General features: G+C 42.0%; 10 protein-coding genes. 4 read left to right on the forward strand and 6 right to left on the reverse strand.

What is annotated here, in order from left to right; all coding sequences use genetic code 11:
* Positions 1-3: 3 nt before the first annotated feature.
* The 3 genes from LQ227_RS02330 to LQ227_RS02340 are packed head-to-tail and all read right to left on the reverse strand — an operon-like array spanning position 4 to position 5,364.
* The gene (locus LQ227_RS02330; protein WP_230148084.1) at positions 4-3,084 is read right to left on the reverse strand and encodes a TonB-dependent receptor; all 3,081 of its coding nucleotides are present in this window, start codon (positions 3,082-3,084) and stop codon (positions 4-6) included.
* 37 nt (positions 3,085-3,121) lie between these two features.
* The gene (locus LQ227_RS02335) at positions 3,122-4,012 is read right to left on the reverse strand and encodes a carbohydrate kinase (RefSeq protein WP_230143794.1); all 891 of its coding nucleotides are present in this window, start codon (positions 4,010-4,012) and stop codon (positions 3,122-3,124) included.
* Between the two features lie 20 nt (positions 4,013-4,032).
* Positions 4,033-5,364, reverse strand: a complete 1,332-nt coding sequence (locus LQ227_RS02340; RefSeq protein ID WP_230143793.1) for a sugar porter family MFS transporter — start codon at positions 5,362-5,364, stop codon at positions 4,033-4,035.
* 336 nt (positions 5,365-5,700) lie between these two features.
* Between LQ227_RS02340 and LQ227_RS02345 the strand changes: the two genes are divergently transcribed.
* Positions 5,701-8,475, forward strand: coding sequence for a substrate-binding domain-containing protein (locus LQ227_RS02345; protein ID WP_230148086.1), 2,775 nt, complete (start codon positions 5,701-5,703; stop codon positions 8,473-8,475).
* Positions 8,476-8,678: 203 nt separating this feature from the next.
* Here LQ227_RS02345 and LQ227_RS02350 read toward each other — a convergent pair whose 3' ends face one another.
* From LQ227_RS02350 to LQ227_RS02360, 3 genes are read right to left on the reverse strand one after another with little or no spacing between them, the layout of a single operon-like run.
* Positions 8,679-10,094, reverse strand: a complete 1,416-nt coding sequence (locus tag LQ227_RS02350; RefSeq protein ID WP_230146590.1) for an arylsulfatase — start codon at positions 10,092-10,094, stop codon at positions 8,679-8,681.
* A gap of 6 nt (positions 10,095-10,100) precedes the next feature.
* Positions 10,101-11,591, reverse strand: a complete 1,491-nt coding sequence (locus tag LQ227_RS02355) for a RagB/SusD family nutrient uptake outer membrane protein (protein ID WP_230148089.1) — start codon at positions 11,589-11,591, stop codon at positions 10,101-10,103.
* A 9-nt stretch (positions 11,592-11,600) separates the two neighbouring features.
* Positions 11,601-14,753: a TonB-dependent receptor gene (locus LQ227_RS02360; RefSeq protein WP_230148091.1), complete on the reverse strand. Its 3,153-nt coding sequence runs from the start codon at positions 14,751-14,753 to the stop codon at positions 11,601-11,603.
* A gap of 1,097 nt (positions 14,754-15,850) precedes the next feature.
* On the opposite strand from LQ227_RS02360, the gene LQ227_RS02365 reads away from it, so the two are divergent.
* The 3 genes from LQ227_RS02365 to LQ227_RS02375 all read left to right on the forward strand — a co-directional run bounded on the left by LQ227_RS02365 (position 15,851) and on the right by LQ227_RS02375 (position 17,887).
* Entirely contained in the window at positions 15,851-16,729 is an 879-nt protein-coding gene (locus tag LQ227_RS02365; protein ID WP_230143783.1) for an AraC family transcriptional regulator, read from the forward strand.
* An 85-nt stretch (positions 16,730-16,814) separates the two neighbouring features.
* Positions 16,815-17,411, forward strand: coding sequence for a sugar O-acetyltransferase (locus tag LQ227_RS02370; RefSeq protein WP_230143782.1), 597 nt, complete (start codon positions 16,815-16,817; stop codon positions 17,409-17,411).
* A 17-nt stretch (positions 17,412-17,428) separates the two neighbouring features.
* Positions 17,429-17,887, forward strand: coding sequence for a cyclophilin-like fold protein (locus LQ227_RS02375; RefSeq protein WP_230146591.1), 459 nt, complete (start codon positions 17,429-17,431; stop codon positions 17,885-17,887).
* Positions 17,888-17,925: the final 38 nt, after the last annotated feature.

The raw sequence follows: 17,925 nt of genomic DNA on the forward strand, positions 1-17,925 counted from the left end.
ATTTTACAATGTAATATTTACCCCAAGGGTACCAACAACTGGCACAGGAAATCCATAATTGGGAATCTCAGGATCAGTACCGGTAAAAGATTTACTCTTTATGGTAAACAGGTTACTGCCCTGAACGAATATCCTGAAGTTCTGTATTTTCATATTCAGTGCCTTTTTAAGGTTATAACCAACCTGCAGGTTGCGCAGCTTGAGGTAAGATCCGTTTTCAATAAAATAAGTAGAGAACCTTCCTTCATTATTGCGGTCTACAAGCGTGAGCGCTGGAATGGTAGAGCCTGGATTTGAAGGACTCCAGGCATCAAGCGTCCTGCTGCCCCAGTTCGTACCTGTCCAAAGCGAAGAAAAATCGGTATAGGTTTTAAAGTCGTTCACCACATCTACATTGATGGCCTGTAGGAAAACACTCATATCGAAGTTCTTATAGCTAAGGGAAACATTCAATCCATAGGCGAACTTAGGGCTATTGTCGCCTATAAAGTCGCGGTCCAGATCGTTAATCACTCCATCATTGTTTATATCCTTATATTTAATCCTACCCAATCCTTTTCCAGGCTGACTGGCATAAGCATCCACTTCTGCCTGTGAAGTAAAGAGGCCATCTGCAACATATCCAAAGTAGGAGTTTATGGGCCTTCCGAGCACGTTTTTGTCGGTGCCATTGCCGGGATAGGAAGCCAGTACATCTTTAGGCAGATAGGTCACCTTGTTCCTGTAGAGTGAAAAGTTACCCGTCAGGCTGAAGCTAAAATCATCACCAATCTTATCTTCATACGTAAGAATCGCATCAAGCCCTTTGTTCTGAAGCGAAGCCCCATTACTGTAGCTGTTCCCCCCATCTCCAAGCACCGCCAGGTAAGCGGGACTGATTAGGATATCTGAGGTTTTCTTAATAAAATAATCAACAGAACCGGTAAGCTTATTGTTCCATAAACCAAAGTCTAAACCAAAATTCGATTCTCTTAGCGATTCCCATTTCAGGTTGTCGTTGCCCTGTTGGATAAGGGTAAAACCAGAGGGCAGCTGACCCGTGCCTGCGCCTGTGATATCATATGCAGTACCTTTATCAAAGTCCCATGTCGGGTCAATCCCATAAATAGCAGCGTATAGCGAGCGTGTGGCATTGTTGGGGATTTCCTGGTTTCCAGACCGGCCCCAGCCGTACCTAAGCTTCAGATCAGAAAACAGACCCAGATTCTTTATAAACTTTTCTTCACTCATTCTCCAACCAAGTGAGAAAGCTGGGAAAGTACCGTACCGGTTATCTTTACCAAAACGCGAAGAGCCATCTCTTCTTAAAGTTACAGAGGCGATATAACGGTCGTTGTAACTATAGTTAACCTTACCGAAATAAGACAACAGTTTGTTTCCTGCTCCACTTCCCCCGTTGAGGGTATTTGAGCTACCTGCATTAAGGTAGGCATAATCAATATTTTCTATCGCAAGCCCTTGTCTGCTTGCAGAAAACTCCTGACTGATGTTCTTTATGTATTCCTGACCGGCAAGTATTTCCAGGTTATGTTTATCCTTGGTAACCTTATAGTTAAGGGTATTCTGCCAGATGATATTACCCTGATAGGTCTGTGCATTGCTAACCTGATTTGCTGGATCTGCCAAAAAACCTGAAACATATGATTTCTTTAACAGGCGCTGATAGCTACCGTTATAATCTACACCAAAATTTGTCCTGAAGTTTAGTCCAGGAAAGATCTGGTAATCTGCATATGCATTTCCAAAGAGCCTATAAAAATTGTAAGTATTCTGCTTATTGTCTTCTATTAGCCTAACTGGGTTCTGTCTATCCGTCATTCCTGCAGCAGGACCTCCCCAGCCTCCGCTTGTGGTATGTACCGGCACAATGGGCTGCTGTACGAGCGAGGCAAAAAGGATATCGCTTGTCGGGATCTGGGCATTCTTAATGTAGCTTGCTGAAAAATTCTCCCCAATCTTTAACTTACCGTCCAGATAATTGTAATCAGAATTGAATCTTGCCGTATATTTCCGGCTTCTTGACTCTTTTACGATACCCTTATTATCATAATAACCCACCGAAAAAAGACTGTTTCCCTTTTCACCGCCATTGGAAAGGGCTGCGTCATAGGACTGGATAATCGAATTTTGTGCAATCTCATCAAACCAGTAGGTATCTGCGGGCTTCATGGTCTTTGCCGCATCGATGTACTCCGGAAAGATCACACGGTTAAGCACCGGATTGTTAAAGTTATTGTTCCAGTCGTACTGATAGATCTGGTTATTATTGGGGTTGGCTTTATCGTTTACCGCCGCCTGCCAATAGGCACGGCCTCTTTGCTCGGCATTAAGCGTTTTAAGTTTGGTGGCATAATTCTGAATGGATGTAGAGGCATTGAAGTCGATCTTTGAATAGCCTTTTTTGGCTTTTTTTGTAGTGATGATGATTACCCCATTCGCTGCACGTGAGCCATAAATAGTAGCCGAAGAGGCATCTTTAAGCACCTGAATAGATTCAATGTCGTTCTGGTTTAACTGTTCCAACCCGTTTTTGGTTGGCACGCCATCGATTACATAAAGCGGGTCGTTATTGCCCAGGGTTCCAATACCGCGGATTCTTACTGTTGCCTGACCGGTTGGAGAACCGTCGGTGGTAATCAGTACCCCTGGTACCCTTCCCTGAAGAGACTTTACAGCATTACCAGAAGGGATATCCCTGATCTTTGAAACATCAACCACATTGACTGCTCCGGTAATGTCTTTCTTGCGTTCCTTCTGATAACCTGTTACCACGACCTCGTTGAGCTTATTGATCGCGATGTCGAGTTTGACCTTAAGATTGGCTGATTCTGCGGTTATGGGAATGGTTAATGGTTCAGCTCCAATATAAATGAACCTAAGCGACTGACCGGCAGAAGCTTCAATTTTAAAACTACCATTAGCATCTGTGGTTACCGTTTTTTGGGTACCTACGATCACTATGGTTACAGCCTCCAGAGGGATGGACTCATTGTCAGTGACAACGCCACTGATTACCCTGGTCTGGCCAAATGCCAGGCCCATTACCATACAGGCAAAAAGCCAGGTAAGGAAAATTTTTCTCATAAAAATTCAGATTTGGTTAGTATTTATTAATGTTCAGTTAAAATATTTCGTCAATAAACTTTTTGTATTCTTCAATCTCATATTCCGGACAGCCCCCCTTTTTGGTAGCGATAAAAGCACCCATTCCGATCGCATTTTTTATAATGGTTTTTGGTGCCAGCCCCAATTGATGATTGGCAATGAAGGCTGCCAGAAATGAATCTCCACTCCCGATGGTATCGTTAACCTTCACCTCAGATCCCCAGGCATGGAAGGATTGATCCATTTTATAATAGGAAGCTCCAAATTCGCCTTTGGTTACGATTACCTCTGGAACACTGAAGCGTTCCTGTATAAAACGGACCTGCTCTCTCTCATTTATGAACCTTCCCCCGAAAAGAATCTGGGCCATGTGTAGCTCCGACTCGTTAAATTTTATGATATCTGCCCGTTCCATCAGATTTGCCAATAGGCTCTTATCAAAAAAAGGAGGGCGAAGATTGATGTCAAACACCTTTATCGCATCGCTTTCCAGGAATTTGAACAGCGTTTCTCTGGAAAGCGTATTTCTGGAGGCCAGGCTTCCGTATACAAAATATGTGGATGATATCAGTGCGCTATCGATAATGGACTGATGATCTATAAAATCCCATGCCACGGGAAACACGATTTCATAAGAAACCTCATTTTTGCTGCCCACGCGGGCAATTACTTCACTGGTAGGATGGATCGTATCGCGTTGAAGGAGGCTTTTATTAATTTGCCAACCATCAAGCAAACGTTCCAGTTTCACTCCGTTTTCATCATCTCCGATTCTACTGATGATACTACTGGACAGGCCAAGCTTATTGAGGTGATAGGCAACATTTAGCGGTGCACCACCTGGCATGCGCCCATCAGGCAGCACATCCCATAATATTTCGCCAAAGCATATAGCAGGTGTGATCATATTCTTGTCTTTCTTTTTATTTAGTGCATTACAATTCCGGTCTCTATCTGCTCCAGAGATTTCCCCTTTGTCTCAGGCATCATCTTCCAAACGAACACCAGCTGCAATACCATCATGGCACAGAAAAAGAAAAATATGTTTGCACCTCCAAATGACTCTGCCAGATAGGGAAAGCAGAATGCAATCAGTGCTGCCATTACCCAATGGGTAGAACTTCCGAGTGTTTGCCCCTTTGCCCTGACCTGATTTGGGAAAATCTCTGAAATGAATACCCAGATAACCGCCCCTTGCGAAAAAGCAAAAAAAGCAATAAAGAGCATTACATAAATCGGGATCTCAAACCCGCCGGACGAACCGCTAAGAAATGCAACTGCTACAAGCCCAAGAGAAATAATCAATCCGAAAGAGCCGATCAGCATCAGTGTTTTTCTACCAACTTTATCTATAATATTGATCGCAAGAAGCGTAAATATAAAATTGACCATTCCGATACCAACAGTTGATAAAAGTGAAGAATGCGCACCAAGCCCTGCCATTTCAAAAATTCTTGGTGCATAATAGATAATGGCATTTATGCCAGATACCTGATTGAAGAAAGCAAACAGCACGGCCAGGATAATAGGCTTGTTGTACTTTCCTGAAAAAAGTCCATCTGAAGATTTATCCCGCTGCATATCCTTTCCGGATTTCTGTATAGCGGCAAGCTCTTCATCACAGTTTAACGGATTTATAATGCGCAGGATTTCCAATGCTTTATCGTATGCACCACGCTTAAGTATAAGCCATCTTGGACTTTCAGGAATAAAGTAGATTAGCACAAGGAATATTATAGATGGAAATGCCTGAACACCAAGCATCCATCTCCAGGATGCCTCTCCTCCCTGGCTTAGCAAATAGTTTGAAAGATAGGAGATCAATATTCCCAGTACCACATTGAACTGGAAAAGCCCAACAAGCCGGCCCCTTCTATGTGCCGGAGACACCTCTGAAATATAAATGGGTGCAGTAACGGAAGATATCCCCACACCTAAACCACCTAAAAAGCGGAATGCTAAAAAGATATACCAATTATCTGCCAGTGCGGTACCAAGTGAGGAAAGTAAGTATGCCGCAGCGACGAAATAAAGTGTATTTTTTCTTCCGAAATAATCAGAGGGGCGGGATCCTACCAGAGAGCCGATTACCGTACCGATAAGTGCAATAGATATGGTAAGTCCATGCGAAAATGCTGAGAGGTTCCAAAACTGTTGAATGGATTTTTCAGCACCTGATATAACGGCTGTATCGAATCCAAACAGAAAGCCGCCTAGGGCTACGACCATGGACCAAGCCAGGACGGAATGTTTTTTCATAAGGGTTTATTTATTGGTTGAGGATTGCAAGTTGGTCAAAAACAGGAAGGGAGGATAACAAATCTGTTCCAAAAAAATACAATCTTGACACATTACCTAAATAACTGATTAACAGATAATTAAAATTTATTATTTTTATCCGATCTGATGTGGTTACACTTTTGAAACATCAACATTAAGGTTTTGATGCATCTGTACCTTTCATCCTCCCACTCGCGGCGGAGCGCCAATTCCTTAAAGTTTCAAATTTGATTATCTTTAGAATTATTTTCTTACAAACAGGATCCTAACCAGATACAAGAGGTGCCAGGCACTGCCCTTATTAAAATGATAAATATGACCGCAAGACTTCACTTCCTTCATAGGATACTTATACTGGTCATCCTAACGGCTATTCTTTGTGGCTGTAGCGACAAGAAAAAGGAAGCAAAATATGTTATCGGATTTTCACAATGCGTTGGCTCGGATTTGTGGCGGAAAACCATGCTGGAAGAGATGAAAATGGAACTTTCGTTGCATCCGGGTGCCACATTGGTATATAGGGATGCAAACAACAGCAATAGCAAACAAATCTCACAGGTAGGGGAACTATTAAAAATGAATATTGACCTGTTGATTATATCTCCTAACGAGGCCAGGCCGCTCACTCCAATCGTTGAACAAGCTTATAATAGTGGCATTCCTGTGGTCATTATCGATAGGAAAACATCATCTTCGGCTTATACCGCTTATGTGGGTGCAGACAATTATCAGATTGGCAAGATGGCCGGGCAGTATGTATCCGGTCTGCTTAAAGGGAAAGGAAATATTATGGAAATCATGGGACTTCCCGGCTCCTCTCCCACAATAGAGCGCCAGAGAGGATTCGCCGAAGGGCTCCAAAAATCCGCTAATATTAGAATCTCGAATCAGATCTATGGCGATTGGTTAAAATCGCACGCTATTGATGAACTGCTGAAAATGAAGGAGGCATTGCGTAGCACAGACCTAATTTTTGCACACAATGACCAGATGGCTTCAGCAGCCAGAGAAGCGCTGGATAAACTCGGAATAAAAAAGAAGGTGACCATTATTGGAATAGATGCACTACCCGGGCAAGGGGGTGGCCTCCAGATGATTGATGGCAAAGTGATAGATGCCAGCATGCTCTATCCAACGGGAGGCAAAGAGGCGATTTCCACAGCATTCCGTATCCTTGGAAAAGAATCCATCCTCAAAGAAAATATCCTTCAGTCTGTGGTCATAGATTCATCAAATGTTCAGCTCATGAAACTGCAGTGGAGCAAATTTAGCAGCCAGCAGAGAGATATCGAACGGCAGCAATCACTCCTGGCTGAACAACGTTCTTTGTTTGACAACCAACAGCTTACATTAAACATCACCGTAGTAACCCTGGTGCTCTCTGTGGTTTTCGGGGGACTGGCTTTTTTCTCCCTACTGGAAAACAGGAAAATCAACAAAAACCTGGAGGCGAATAACCTGGAAATCCTTAACCAGCGTAATAAGCTTATTGAGATGTCTGAAAAGGCTAAAGAGGCGACGGAGGCCAAACTGAACTTCTTCACCAATATATCTCATGAATTCCGCACCCCTCTTACCCTGATACTCTCTCCCCTGGAAGATCTGCTTAATAACGAAAAAATCAACGCCCTTGCAGGAAAAAACCTAAAACTGATCAATAAAAATGTTTTTCGCCTGCTGCGCCTGATCAACCAGCTCATTGAGTACAGGAAAATTGAGTATGGTAAGATGCGCATAAGATCGACATCGAACAATATTATAGATTTCATTGCAGACATCATTGAGACCTTTCAGCTCGCTGCAAAAAAACAGAACATAGACCTCAGACTCTTCACTAAAGAATCGGATATAACAGTATGGTTTGACGTGAACATGTTCGACAAGGTAATCTTCAACCTGATATCTAACGCACTAAAATTTACGCCAGCCAATGGAACAGTTCACATTACAGTGAGTAAAGACGATGCTCATATCTCTATTAAAGTGGAGGACAATGGACCTGGAATGGATCGGGAAGAAATCCTCCATATATTTGAACATTTTTATCAAGCAGACTCGAATGCTAGAAAAGGATCTGGATTGGGCCTTTCTCTTTCGAAAGAACTGATGAATCTTTTACATGGCGACCTAACGGTAGAAAGCCGGAAATGGCAGGGTACTATCTTTACCGTTACCCTACCCCTTGGGTCAGCACACCTTCGGGAAGAAGAGAAGCACACCCAACAAGCGGAAAGAGAAGAGCTTTATGAAAATGCAAAAATCTATACGAGCGAACTAGAGCATCTGAAGAGAGAAAAGAACCATGATTTGTTGCGTGAACTAAAAGAACGGTCGGTATTGATAATAGAAGACAATGCAGACCTGCTGCATTATCTGGCTGAGAAACTTGATGAGGAATACGAGGTATTTATTGCAAATACCGGAGAAAGCGGGATCACATCTGCCTACGAACAGGTACCAGATCTGATCATCTGCGATGTGGTACTGCCAGATCTTTCAGGGAAGAAAATTACAGAGAAACTCAAATCCGACATCCGTACATCCCATATCCCCATCATCCTGCTCACCGCACAGGGCAGTGTAGAACAGCAGATCAATGGTTTCGAGAGTATGGCAGATGCCTATATCGTTAAACCTTTCAATTATGAGTATTTACTGGCTACTGTGCGGAACCTGATGAAAAACAGACTCCTGCTAAAGTCTCATTACACAAGCGACATCAGCTCTGGAAACAGGCAACCTATTTCAAAAAGCCTGGATAAAAAATTTGTAAATGATTTTTCAGGTCTCGTAGAGCAGAACCTAAGCAATGAAAACTTCAGTGTAGAAGAGATCAGTAAAGCCCTGGGGGTTTCGAGGGTGCAGCTATACAGAAAAGTAAAGGCCTTACTCGATTGCAGTGTAACCGACTACATCATAAACAGAAGGCTAAAAAAGGCAAAATTTCTATTGATCAATGAAAGGTATACAATCGCAGAAATCACCTACATGGTCGGATTCTCCTCACCAAATTACTTTTCGACGGTATTCAAGTCGAAATATGGCATGAGGCCGAGTGAGTTTAAGAGAAACCAATCTCCAACGCAATAGCTAAAGTAGAAAAATGGGTTCCATTTTACCTTCAGACTTAGCGCCTGTTTAAATTTTATTATAAATTATTAGTATGTCAGTCTGTCCAAAGGACTCCTGTGGAGAACGTAGTCGAAGACCCGTTTTTCGATATATTAAAAGCAATCAACTACGCTCAGATAAACCGTTAGTTCCAGATCGAACATAAACTGAAAATACTGCCTTCATTTTACCGTCCAATACGGCGAATCTGTTCTGGCGGTTAAAAGATACTCCTCAATTTTCTTTACAATATCAGGATGGGCAGCAGCCACATCATTGGTTTCGCCAATATCCGTTTTAAGGTCGTAAAGTTCGAGTTTATGGTGTCTTTTCACCCCTTTCCACCGACCATAACGCACCCCCTGCTCAAAGCCCAATTCGAAAAATTCCCAATATAGAAAGCGGTCGGTTTTAACCTTGCCGCCCTTAATAACCGGGTATATACTAGTGCCGTCTGTACGGAATCCAGTAGTTTTACCGGCAATCTCTCCAAAAGTTGGCATAATATCAGGGAAATACCCTGGTACCTCACTTGTTTTCGGCGCATTTTTAATAAAGGGCGCCCATGCGATAAATGGAATTCTGATCCCTCCATCATACATATCCCTTTTGTATCCTTTAAGTTTACCGTTCGAATCAAAGAATTCAGATACCGCTTTAAGCTGACTGGTCGGCTCCGACCTTGGGCCGTTATCTGATGCAAAAAACACAATCGTATTCTCAGACAGGCCACTTTTGATCAGGTAATCTTTTATTTTACCTACCGACTGGTCTAAATAGTACACCATGGCCGCATACGTCTTCATATCTTCAGGCCAGTTTTTATTCTTGTAGACGGCTTGATCAGGAACATCCAGCGGTGAATGCGGATTATTAAAGTTCAACATTAAAAAGAAAGGCTTTTTGTTATCTTTTTGGGTTTCCAGATAAGCCAGTGCTTCGTCTGTACAGATATTGGTTTCATAATAGCCCTTTTTTGCATTCGTATTAGGTTCAACTGTTACGAGTTTTCCATTAATATAACGGTGATCAGGCCAATAGGTGCTTGCGTAAGTTGAGGGAATATTGATCAGCCATCCCGAAAATTTATCGAAGCCCCTTTGTAAAGGTGTAGCGAGCGAATCATATCCATCCACATGCCATTTTCCAACCAGCGAAGTATGATAACCAGCATCCTGCATCAGGTTTCCTATAGTATAATCGTCCTTGGTAAGATTGGCCCGGTACACTACATTTTTCCCTTTTTTCCCTGCAAGCCCTCCTTGTTCGGTTGCATTGCCCCTAATTGTAGCATGCCCCGTGTTGAGGCCTGTAAGGATGGATCCCCGTGATGGCGAACATACTGGTGCACCGGCATAAAAATCGGTAAAGCGTGTTCCTTCATTGGCCAGCTTATCGATGTTGGGCGTGAGGATCTGTTTTTGCCCGTAAACACCAACATCTCCATAACCCAGGTCATCGGCCAAAATAAAAACAATATTGGGCTTTTGCCCAGCTTTTCGCTGGGCAAATATAACACCGCTATAAAGGAGCGAAAAACCGATGATGATTAAACTTCTTTTGATCATTTTATTGAATTGAAATCTTATTCTTCGCATAATATACTAGTTATAGCCCGGATTTTGAGTATAAAGACCGGGTGCAGTTTGAATTTCTGCCGCAGGCACCGGATAAATGACATAGTTCGGCACAATTTCATTAATTTTCGTGATCGCATCGGCTACTCTCCAGGCATTCATCTGCGAGACGGCCAGGCCTTCGCGCACAAGGTCGTTCCAGCGGAGCCCTTCGCCTAAAAACTCCCTTTGCCGCTCCTGCATTAAGGTCTGAATATTTACATTCGATAATGTACCTATGCCAGCCCTGGTCCTCACCCTGTTCACAGCCACGTCTACATCACTTTGAGCGCCTGCTGCACCATGAAGGATACATTCGGCTTTCATGAGCAATATATCGGTATAACGCAGTACGATAAAATTAATCGGCCAATCTTTACCCGACAGGCCTTTTTTGGCCACATCGATGTATTTTTTGATAAAAGGACCAGCCGTATAGGTAGTCGCTACATTGAAAGGATATCGCACATCGGTGCCGCTTACCGTATTGGTGGTGTAAGAACTCACTAAACTTTTAGAAACCGGAAAAGTACTGGCTCCATAACCATTTCCAAAACTATTGGAAATCCCATTACTGGTCCAATAAGCTACAGGCACCAAATGGGAAGGAAAACCTGCTCCGTTTAAACTCGAAGCAAACTGTACATCAAACACCACTTCACTATTATTTTCGTTGTTGTAAGAAAATATCGATGCATAATTGGAGGCAAAACTATAGGGACTCCCGGTAAGCACCGCATCGAACAAAGCGGCAGCCTTATCATATTCATTGCTGTTAAGGCCAGGTCCGTTTATACCATATGTTGGGCCCGATTTGGTGAGATAAACCAATCCCAGCAACCCTTTTGCAGCATAGGAAGTTGGTCTTCCAAGATCAATTCTGGTAAAAGCTGTAGGCAGATTGGCTGCTGCATACTGCAGATCGGATTCGATCAGTGCATAAACATCAGCTACCGGACTACGTGGAATGCTTGCGACTTCCGCAGCGCTCTTTACCGTAGATATTAATGGCACCTGGCCAAAAGTCCGCACCAGGGAAAAATAATAAAATGCCCTTAAGAAACGGACTTCTGCAGCATACCTTGTCGCATTTGCGGCAGTAAGCACACTTCCATTGGTTTCTAATGCTGCCAGAACAGTATTCGCATTGTAAATACCATTGAAATTGGCTTTCCAGGCAGTAGTGATAAATCCTGTTGTGGTAATACTCGGCGTAAAATTATTGATCCCGTCCCAATCACGGTTACCATCCGAAGTCGCATTTAAGTTGTCGCTACGCATTTCACCAAGCCATAATGCCTGACTGGGATAATTGCTCAACTGGGAATACACCCCATTTACAGCCTGAAGAAAGTCGTTATTATTGGTAAAAAAATTCGCTGTAGCCAAACTCGACTCTGGTGTTTGATTTAATTGTTTTTCGCAACTGCCAAACAGCAGTATTGCGGAGAACAGGGTTAAGTATATTTTCGTTTTCATCTAATTCTGTTAAAAGCCAATGTTTATTCCAATTGAAGCTGTTTTACTTAATGGTGCCGAACCGTAATCGCCTGATATTGCATAGCTGGCATCTCCACTTACGTTCGTATTCTGCGCTTCTGGATTCGCTCCCCCTTTATATTTATCATGAGAGAAATAGTTTTCGAGTGCTACGAATATTCGTGCCGAAGAAATACCAGGGGCTTTGATCAATCCCTTCAGGTTATAGCCCAAAGTAATGTTCTGCACCCGAAAGAAATCGCTGGAGTAAAACCAATCAGAGGTAACATTTGGGTAAGTATAAGTTGCGCCCAGTTTACCCCTTGGTGCATCCGGATTGGGATCTGCTGCAGTCCAGCGGTCTCTCCATACCCCAAGAACATTTGCAGTTGTACTTCCAGAAAAGTCGATTGCACGGCCCAGATAAGAAAGTATCGAACCTCCACGCTGGCCATACAGCTGTATACCAAGATCAAAATTCCCATATTTAAAATTGTTCGTCCAACCCCAGGTATATTTGGGAGAAGGCTGTCCGCCAACTACCCTGTCGGCTGCACTGATTTTTCCATCGCCATTGGTATCGACGTATTTCGCATCGCCAACTTTCTGTCCGGATACTTTTGCCACAGCCGGATTGGCAATATCAGCAGCCGTTAAAATTCCATCGGTTTTAGTGATGTAATAGCTAAAAGCAGGGAGTCCTTCCCTCAGCAGATATGGTGCATTGCTACCGCTATAAGCAGAAGCAATTTCGATATCGGCATGTGTTGGGCCAAGATCGGTTATGATATTTTTGTTAAAGGCAATATTGGCACTCATTGTCCAGGTGAAATTGGCTGTTTTAACGTTTACCGTATTCAGTCCGAACTCCAGTCCTTTGTTCACCACGGCACCTATATTTTGTAAACTTGTACTGAAACCACTTGCAGATAGTACCGGCAGGTTTAACAAAAGATCGCTATTCTTTTTATGATAGGCATCGAAGGTGAAATTGATTCTGTTGGCCAAAAGACTGAGGTCTAAACCAAGATCATAGGTGTTGGATGTTTCCCATTTCAGCGCTTTGTTGGCAAGGCCAGAAACCACCTGCCCTGTAGCAGTTGTTGGTGAATTGCCACCAAATACGTAATTCGAATTTACCAGGGTGCTTATGGCGTTATAGTCGCCAATATTATTGTTGCCCGATTTACCCCAGCTTAATCTTAGTTTTAACTCACTAATGGCCTTAACATCTCTAAGAAAAGACTCTTCTGAAACTTTCCATCCGGCAGATACCGAAGGAAAGGTTCCCCAGCGGTTTTCAGATCCAAATTTAGAAGAGGCATCTCTTCTGATGGTACCAGACAAAAGGTATCTATCCTTAAAAGCATACTGTAATCTGCTGTAATAAGAGAATAAGGTGTTATTAGCTGCAGTTGAAGTTCCTGTAGTGGTTACCCCTGCAGCGTTGGCAATGGCGTTACTTAAGGTTTTGATGATATCGTTGGCAAAACCTCCGGCCGTTGCAAGGCTTACCCCTTCGGTATGTACTATGTTGTATGACACTCCCGCAATGGCAGAAATCTTGTGGACACCAGCAATTGTTGTAGTGTAATTAAGGGTATTTTCGTTAAGAAAGTTTTGTTTCTTGGTTACCGCATAAGAGCCGGTTGAGTAAAGACCTGGATTAGTTAACAAGGCCGATGCTGCACCAACGGTTACCTGATCGGATGTATATTTTGAAGTATTTCGATCAACGTTATCATAATTTACACTCGACCTTACTGAAAGGCCTTTAATTATTTGATAATCTGCATATATAGAAGCCAATAATCTTGAAGTTTTTACCTTGTTTATTGCGGTTTCCAAATAGGCATACGGACTAATTAACCTTGGGCTCGCCCAGGTATAGGTACTGTTTCCGTAAGCGCCAGAATTTAAGCCTGCTGAACTTTCAACTACCGGCACCATCTGTAAAGCGTTCATGAGCTGGTTATCCTTACCCTCCCCCGGAGGTGCATTATTAACAGAATAAGATGGCGCAAGGTTGATTCCGAATTTAAGCTTCTTACTCGCATTGGCCTCCACATTGGCCCTTAAACCATAGTTTTTAAAATTGGAATTAATCAAAGTTCCGTTTTGGTTAAGTATGTTACCTGAAATAAAGTAGGTTACATTTTCTGCCCCTCCGCTTGCTGAAACCTCATAATTCTGATAAGGTGCATTGGTAAAGATAGCATCCTGCCAATCTACATAATCAAGTCCGGGGTGGCCAGGTTGTGCCCATCTCGGATCGGTCATAAAAGAGGTGTTAATGGTACCTGGAGCAAGGCCTAAAATAGCGGCTCTTTCAGCATTGGTTTGGGCAGCCGTTCTACCTGTACCTGAGGCTACCCATGCAGTGTTGGCCAGTTCTGCTGCCTGGGCAACCCACTCATCAGCACTCAGCATATCGATTTTTCTGGCTACCGAACTAACACCTGCATTCGCATTCACGCTAATTCTTGGTTTGCCCGCAACACCTTTTTTGGTTGTGATAATTACTACCCCATTTGCCGCACGCGAACCGTAAATGGCGCCCGCAGCGGCATCTTTTAATACCTGAACACTCTCGATATCGTTTGGATTAAGGTTATCTAGTGGACTGTTTGAAATACCTCCGGAGGCATTCTGACTGGCTACATCCAAAGGAAAGCCATCCAATACGTAAAGAGGTTCATTACCTGCCGTTATTGAGCCAGCCCCACGTACCTGGATACTTAAACCAGCTCCTGGCGTGCTACTTTGCTGCCTTACCTGAACGCCGGCCATCTGGCCGATAAGCGCCTGCTCAACTCTTGATATCGGCTTTTCTTCTACTGCTTTTGCATTAAAAGTGGCTACTGAGCCTAATACATCACTTTTTCTTTGCGTACCGTACCCTACCACAAGTACTTCTTCGAGCTTACTTTGATCAGGATCAAGTTTTATAGAGAGCGGCTGGCCTTTGTAAACCACTTCCTGTGTTTTATAACCTACATAGCTAAAAACCAAAGTAGGCTGATTTAGCTCGGTAACCAATTGAAATTCGCCGTCTGGATTGGTTGATACCACCTGAGCAGTTCCTTTAATCCTAACACTAACGCCAGGTAGAGGAAGGTTCTTTTCATCGGTTACTTTTCCTTTAATTGTAACAGTCCGCAAGCGTAGACCTTCACTATTTGAAATCTTAAAAGAACCACTAGGAATATTATATGCTGTCAAATTTGCCACAAGGGCTACCTTTGAATGAGAGAGGGGGTTAATATTTTCTCCTTCGCCGCGTCTTTTTGCCCTGGCCTGCAGAACGGAGGAAATCAGAAGAATTCCTGTCAGGCAGAGTAATAAAAGTATTTTTGACAAAGATGTACTATGCGAGTCCTTCCAGGACTTTCCGCTTATTTTCATAATTTATATTGTTTTATGCCAATCATGAAACTGCAACAAGCTTTGGGAATATGAAAAATTCCCGTGCAGAATTCATAATTTTGACATGATCATTGAATAAACTGACCGGATGCAACGCCAATTGATCTCCGGCAATGGTCGAAATCTGGGGAGAATGCATTTCTGCATTTCCCCTTATTTATATTCAGTAACTATCTTATTTTGCAAACTCCTTTCTATACCTTTGGGTATTGTGTTTTATAATTGATTTTAGATTATCCATTGAACATTTTCGCTTCCAATTCCAGTTAGCCACTTCTTTATTTAATGCCATATTATGTTAAGATTATACAGAGGTCATAACTTTAGCGGATCTACTTAGGTTTGATTATTTCCCTTCCACATGGTCATTAAAAAAAATAAAAACTCGGAAAAGACTAAAACTAGAGGTTCAACAACAGCAACCAAAGTTATTGTAGGATGTATCAGAGATCAGAATAAGGGGATAAGTAACTGTTTTGGATATCATAATATATTAAATCTATAGTACTAGTAGACAAAATTATATTATCTTAACATCCCCTACAAACATTTAACAAATTTTACGACTTTGATAATTTTTCAACTTCCGGCAACGATGGCATAACAATTTATACGCGCAAAAATTATTCTATTCATAAAACTAGCTGTTGTTGTATATAAGCACTTGCTTTTTCAGCTAATTGTTCAACAATCCAAATTAAAGTGCTGTAACTGCCATAACCCGATGGCCTCTTTACTAATAAGCGTAAATTATCGCTAATACATTTATATGGCTTTATAAAAAATAAACGGCAAACTCCGACAGATATATTTGAATTTCTTAATTTTGTTAAATGAAAGAGAAGGTAACAAGAGCAATTTCAAAGTTTAACAATGAGCTGAAACTGCAAGGTTTTAAAGCATTTCAAATAGAAGAAGACACTACTGATACCCGTACCTATAGCCGAAAGGAGTTCTATAAAATTTGCTTAACGACTGGAAAAAGCAGGATTCACTATTCAGATAAAACTTACGAGCAGGAAGGAACGATTCTCTTTTTTGGAAATCCGCATATCCCTTACTCCTGGGAAACGATTTCTACAACTTATGTAGGCTATACCATTCTTTTTTCGGAAGAATTCTTTAAAAATTCCGAACGGTCTGAAAGCCTGCAACAATCTTCTTTTTTTAAAATCGGCGGAACACCGGTTTTGAAAATAACCGAAGCGCAACGAACATTCCTCAATACCATTTTTCAGAAAATGATTACTGAACAAGAAAGTGATTATGTATTTAAAGATGAGTTGATTCGCAATTACATCAGCCTGATTATCCACGAATCGCTAAAGATGGAACCTTCGGAAGGTTCCGAGAAAAACAAAAATGCCTCCTCAAGATTAACTTCCGTTTTTCTGGAGTTGCTGGAAAGACAATTTCCGATTGAAACTACTGCAAATTCGCTTCAGCTGAGAACTGCACAACAGTATGCACAGCATCTGAATGTACATATCAATTACCTTAATCGTGCAGTAAAAGAAGTAACCGGAAGATCAACAACTACCCATATTACCGAGCGAATTCTCACAGAAGCAAAAGCACTTTTGCAACACACCGACTGGAGCATTTCAGAAATCGCCTACGCGTTAGGATTCGACTATCCCACCTACTTCAACAATTTCTTCAAAAAAGTTACTGGAACCAATCCTACTGCATTTCGTTTAGCAGAAGTTTGATTTTCTTAATCATTGGTTTGATAATCGTTACTATCTTGCCTAAGGGCGGGGCTAACTTTGTACTTGGTAATCAAATCCAAATACGATGTCAGATGCAAACCATATTCCTAGTTTTTTGCCATCTCAAAAAGATATTTTTGAGCGGCTTTTGGCTAGTGAAACCATACTTCCCACCGATCCTCAAATAGGCAGATTGAGGGAAGAAGCATTCGCTGTGAAAGAATTGCTTATTCAGATGAATAATTCCTCAAATCCTGAGGAAATCTCAGAAATACTGAGCAGAATTTTAAACAAAGAAATTCAGGATGTAACCGTCTTCACGCCGATATACATCAATTACGGCAAACACATCAACATTGGTAAAAACGTATTCATCAATTTCGACTGCACCTTCCTGGCATTGGGCGGAATAACCATTGAAGATGATGTTCTAATTGGCCCGAAAGTCAGCCTCATTACCGAAAATCATCCATTAAATCCTCAGGAGCGAAACGGACTGATAGGCAAGCCCATTCACATCAAAAAAAATGCGTGGATTGGCGCCAGTGCTACTATTTTACCAGGTGTAACCATTGGCGAAAATGCTGTAATTGCAGCAGGAGCGGTAGTTTCAAAAGATGTTCCTGACAATACAGTTGTGGGTGGAATTCCGGCAAAGTTCATTAAAACTATTCAACCTTAAGATGATTAAAGATGAAAATGAAAGCTATAATTCTGGTTCTGATGATTGCTATGCAACTTAACGCCTGTTCCAAGGATGAAAATCCTGAACAAGCGGAAACCCGGGATACGTCATCAGATACAAATACAACCAAAATGAAAATTACAATCGGCTCATCAGTTTTTACAGCAGTATTATATAACAACCCAAGTGCAACGGCATTTAAAGCCCGGCTGCCACTTACTATAAATATGACTGAGCTAAATGGCAATGAAAAATACTACGATTTTCCCAGCCTGCTGCCTACAAATGCTATAGTTGGAGGTAATATAAAGGTTGGTGACCTAATGCTTTACGGAAACAATGTTTTGGTGCTTTTTTATAAAAATTTCAACACCTCATACAGTTATACAAAACTTGGATATGTTGACAATCCTACCGGGCTTGCCCAGGCATTGGGTGCCGGAAATGTGATCGTAAAATTTGAAAACAATTAGAATAAAATGAAAAGTAGCTATAAATCCACTTTGTTATG

This window comes from Pedobacter sp. Bi27 (genome assembly GCF_918698255.1).
Lineage (GTDB): Bacteria > Bacteroidota > Bacteroidia > Sphingobacteriales > Sphingobacteriaceae > Pedobacter.

Bases quoted from the DNA above. Each gene is read 5' to 3' on its own strand.
- LQ227_RS02330 (WP_230148084.1), bottom strand. From the start codon at position 3,084: ATGAGAAAAATTTTCCTTACCTGGCTTTTTGCCTGTATGGTAATGGGC.
- LQ227_RS02335 (WP_230143794.1), bottom strand. From the start codon at position 4,012: ATGATCACACCTGCTATATGCTTTGGCGAAATATTATGGGATGTGCTG.
- LQ227_RS02340 (WP_230143793.1), bottom strand. From the start codon at position 5,364: ATGAAAAAACATTCCGTCCTGGCTTGGTCCATGGTCGTAGCCCTAGGC.
- LQ227_RS02345 (WP_230148086.1), top strand. From the start codon at position 5,701: ATGACCGCAAGACTTCACTTCCTTCATAGGATACTTATACTGGTCATC.
- LQ227_RS02350 (WP_230146590.1), bottom strand. From the start codon at position 10,094: ATGCGAAGAATAAGATTTCAATTCAATAAAATGATCAAAAGAAGTTTA.
- LQ227_RS02355 (WP_230148089.1), bottom strand. From the start codon at position 11,591: ATGAAAACGAAAATATACTTAACCCTGTTCTCCGCAATACTGCTGTTT.
- LQ227_RS02365 (WP_230143783.1), top strand. From the start codon at position 15,851: ATGAAAGAGAAGGTAACAAGAGCAATTTCAAAGTTTAACAATGAGCTG.
- LQ227_RS02370 (WP_230143782.1), top strand. From the start codon at position 16,815: ATGTCAGATGCAAACCATATTCCTAGTTTTTTGCCATCTCAAAAAGAT.
- LQ227_RS02375 (WP_230146591.1), top strand. From the start codon at position 17,429: ATGAAAGCTATAATTCTGGTTCTGATGATTGCTATGCAACTTAACGCC.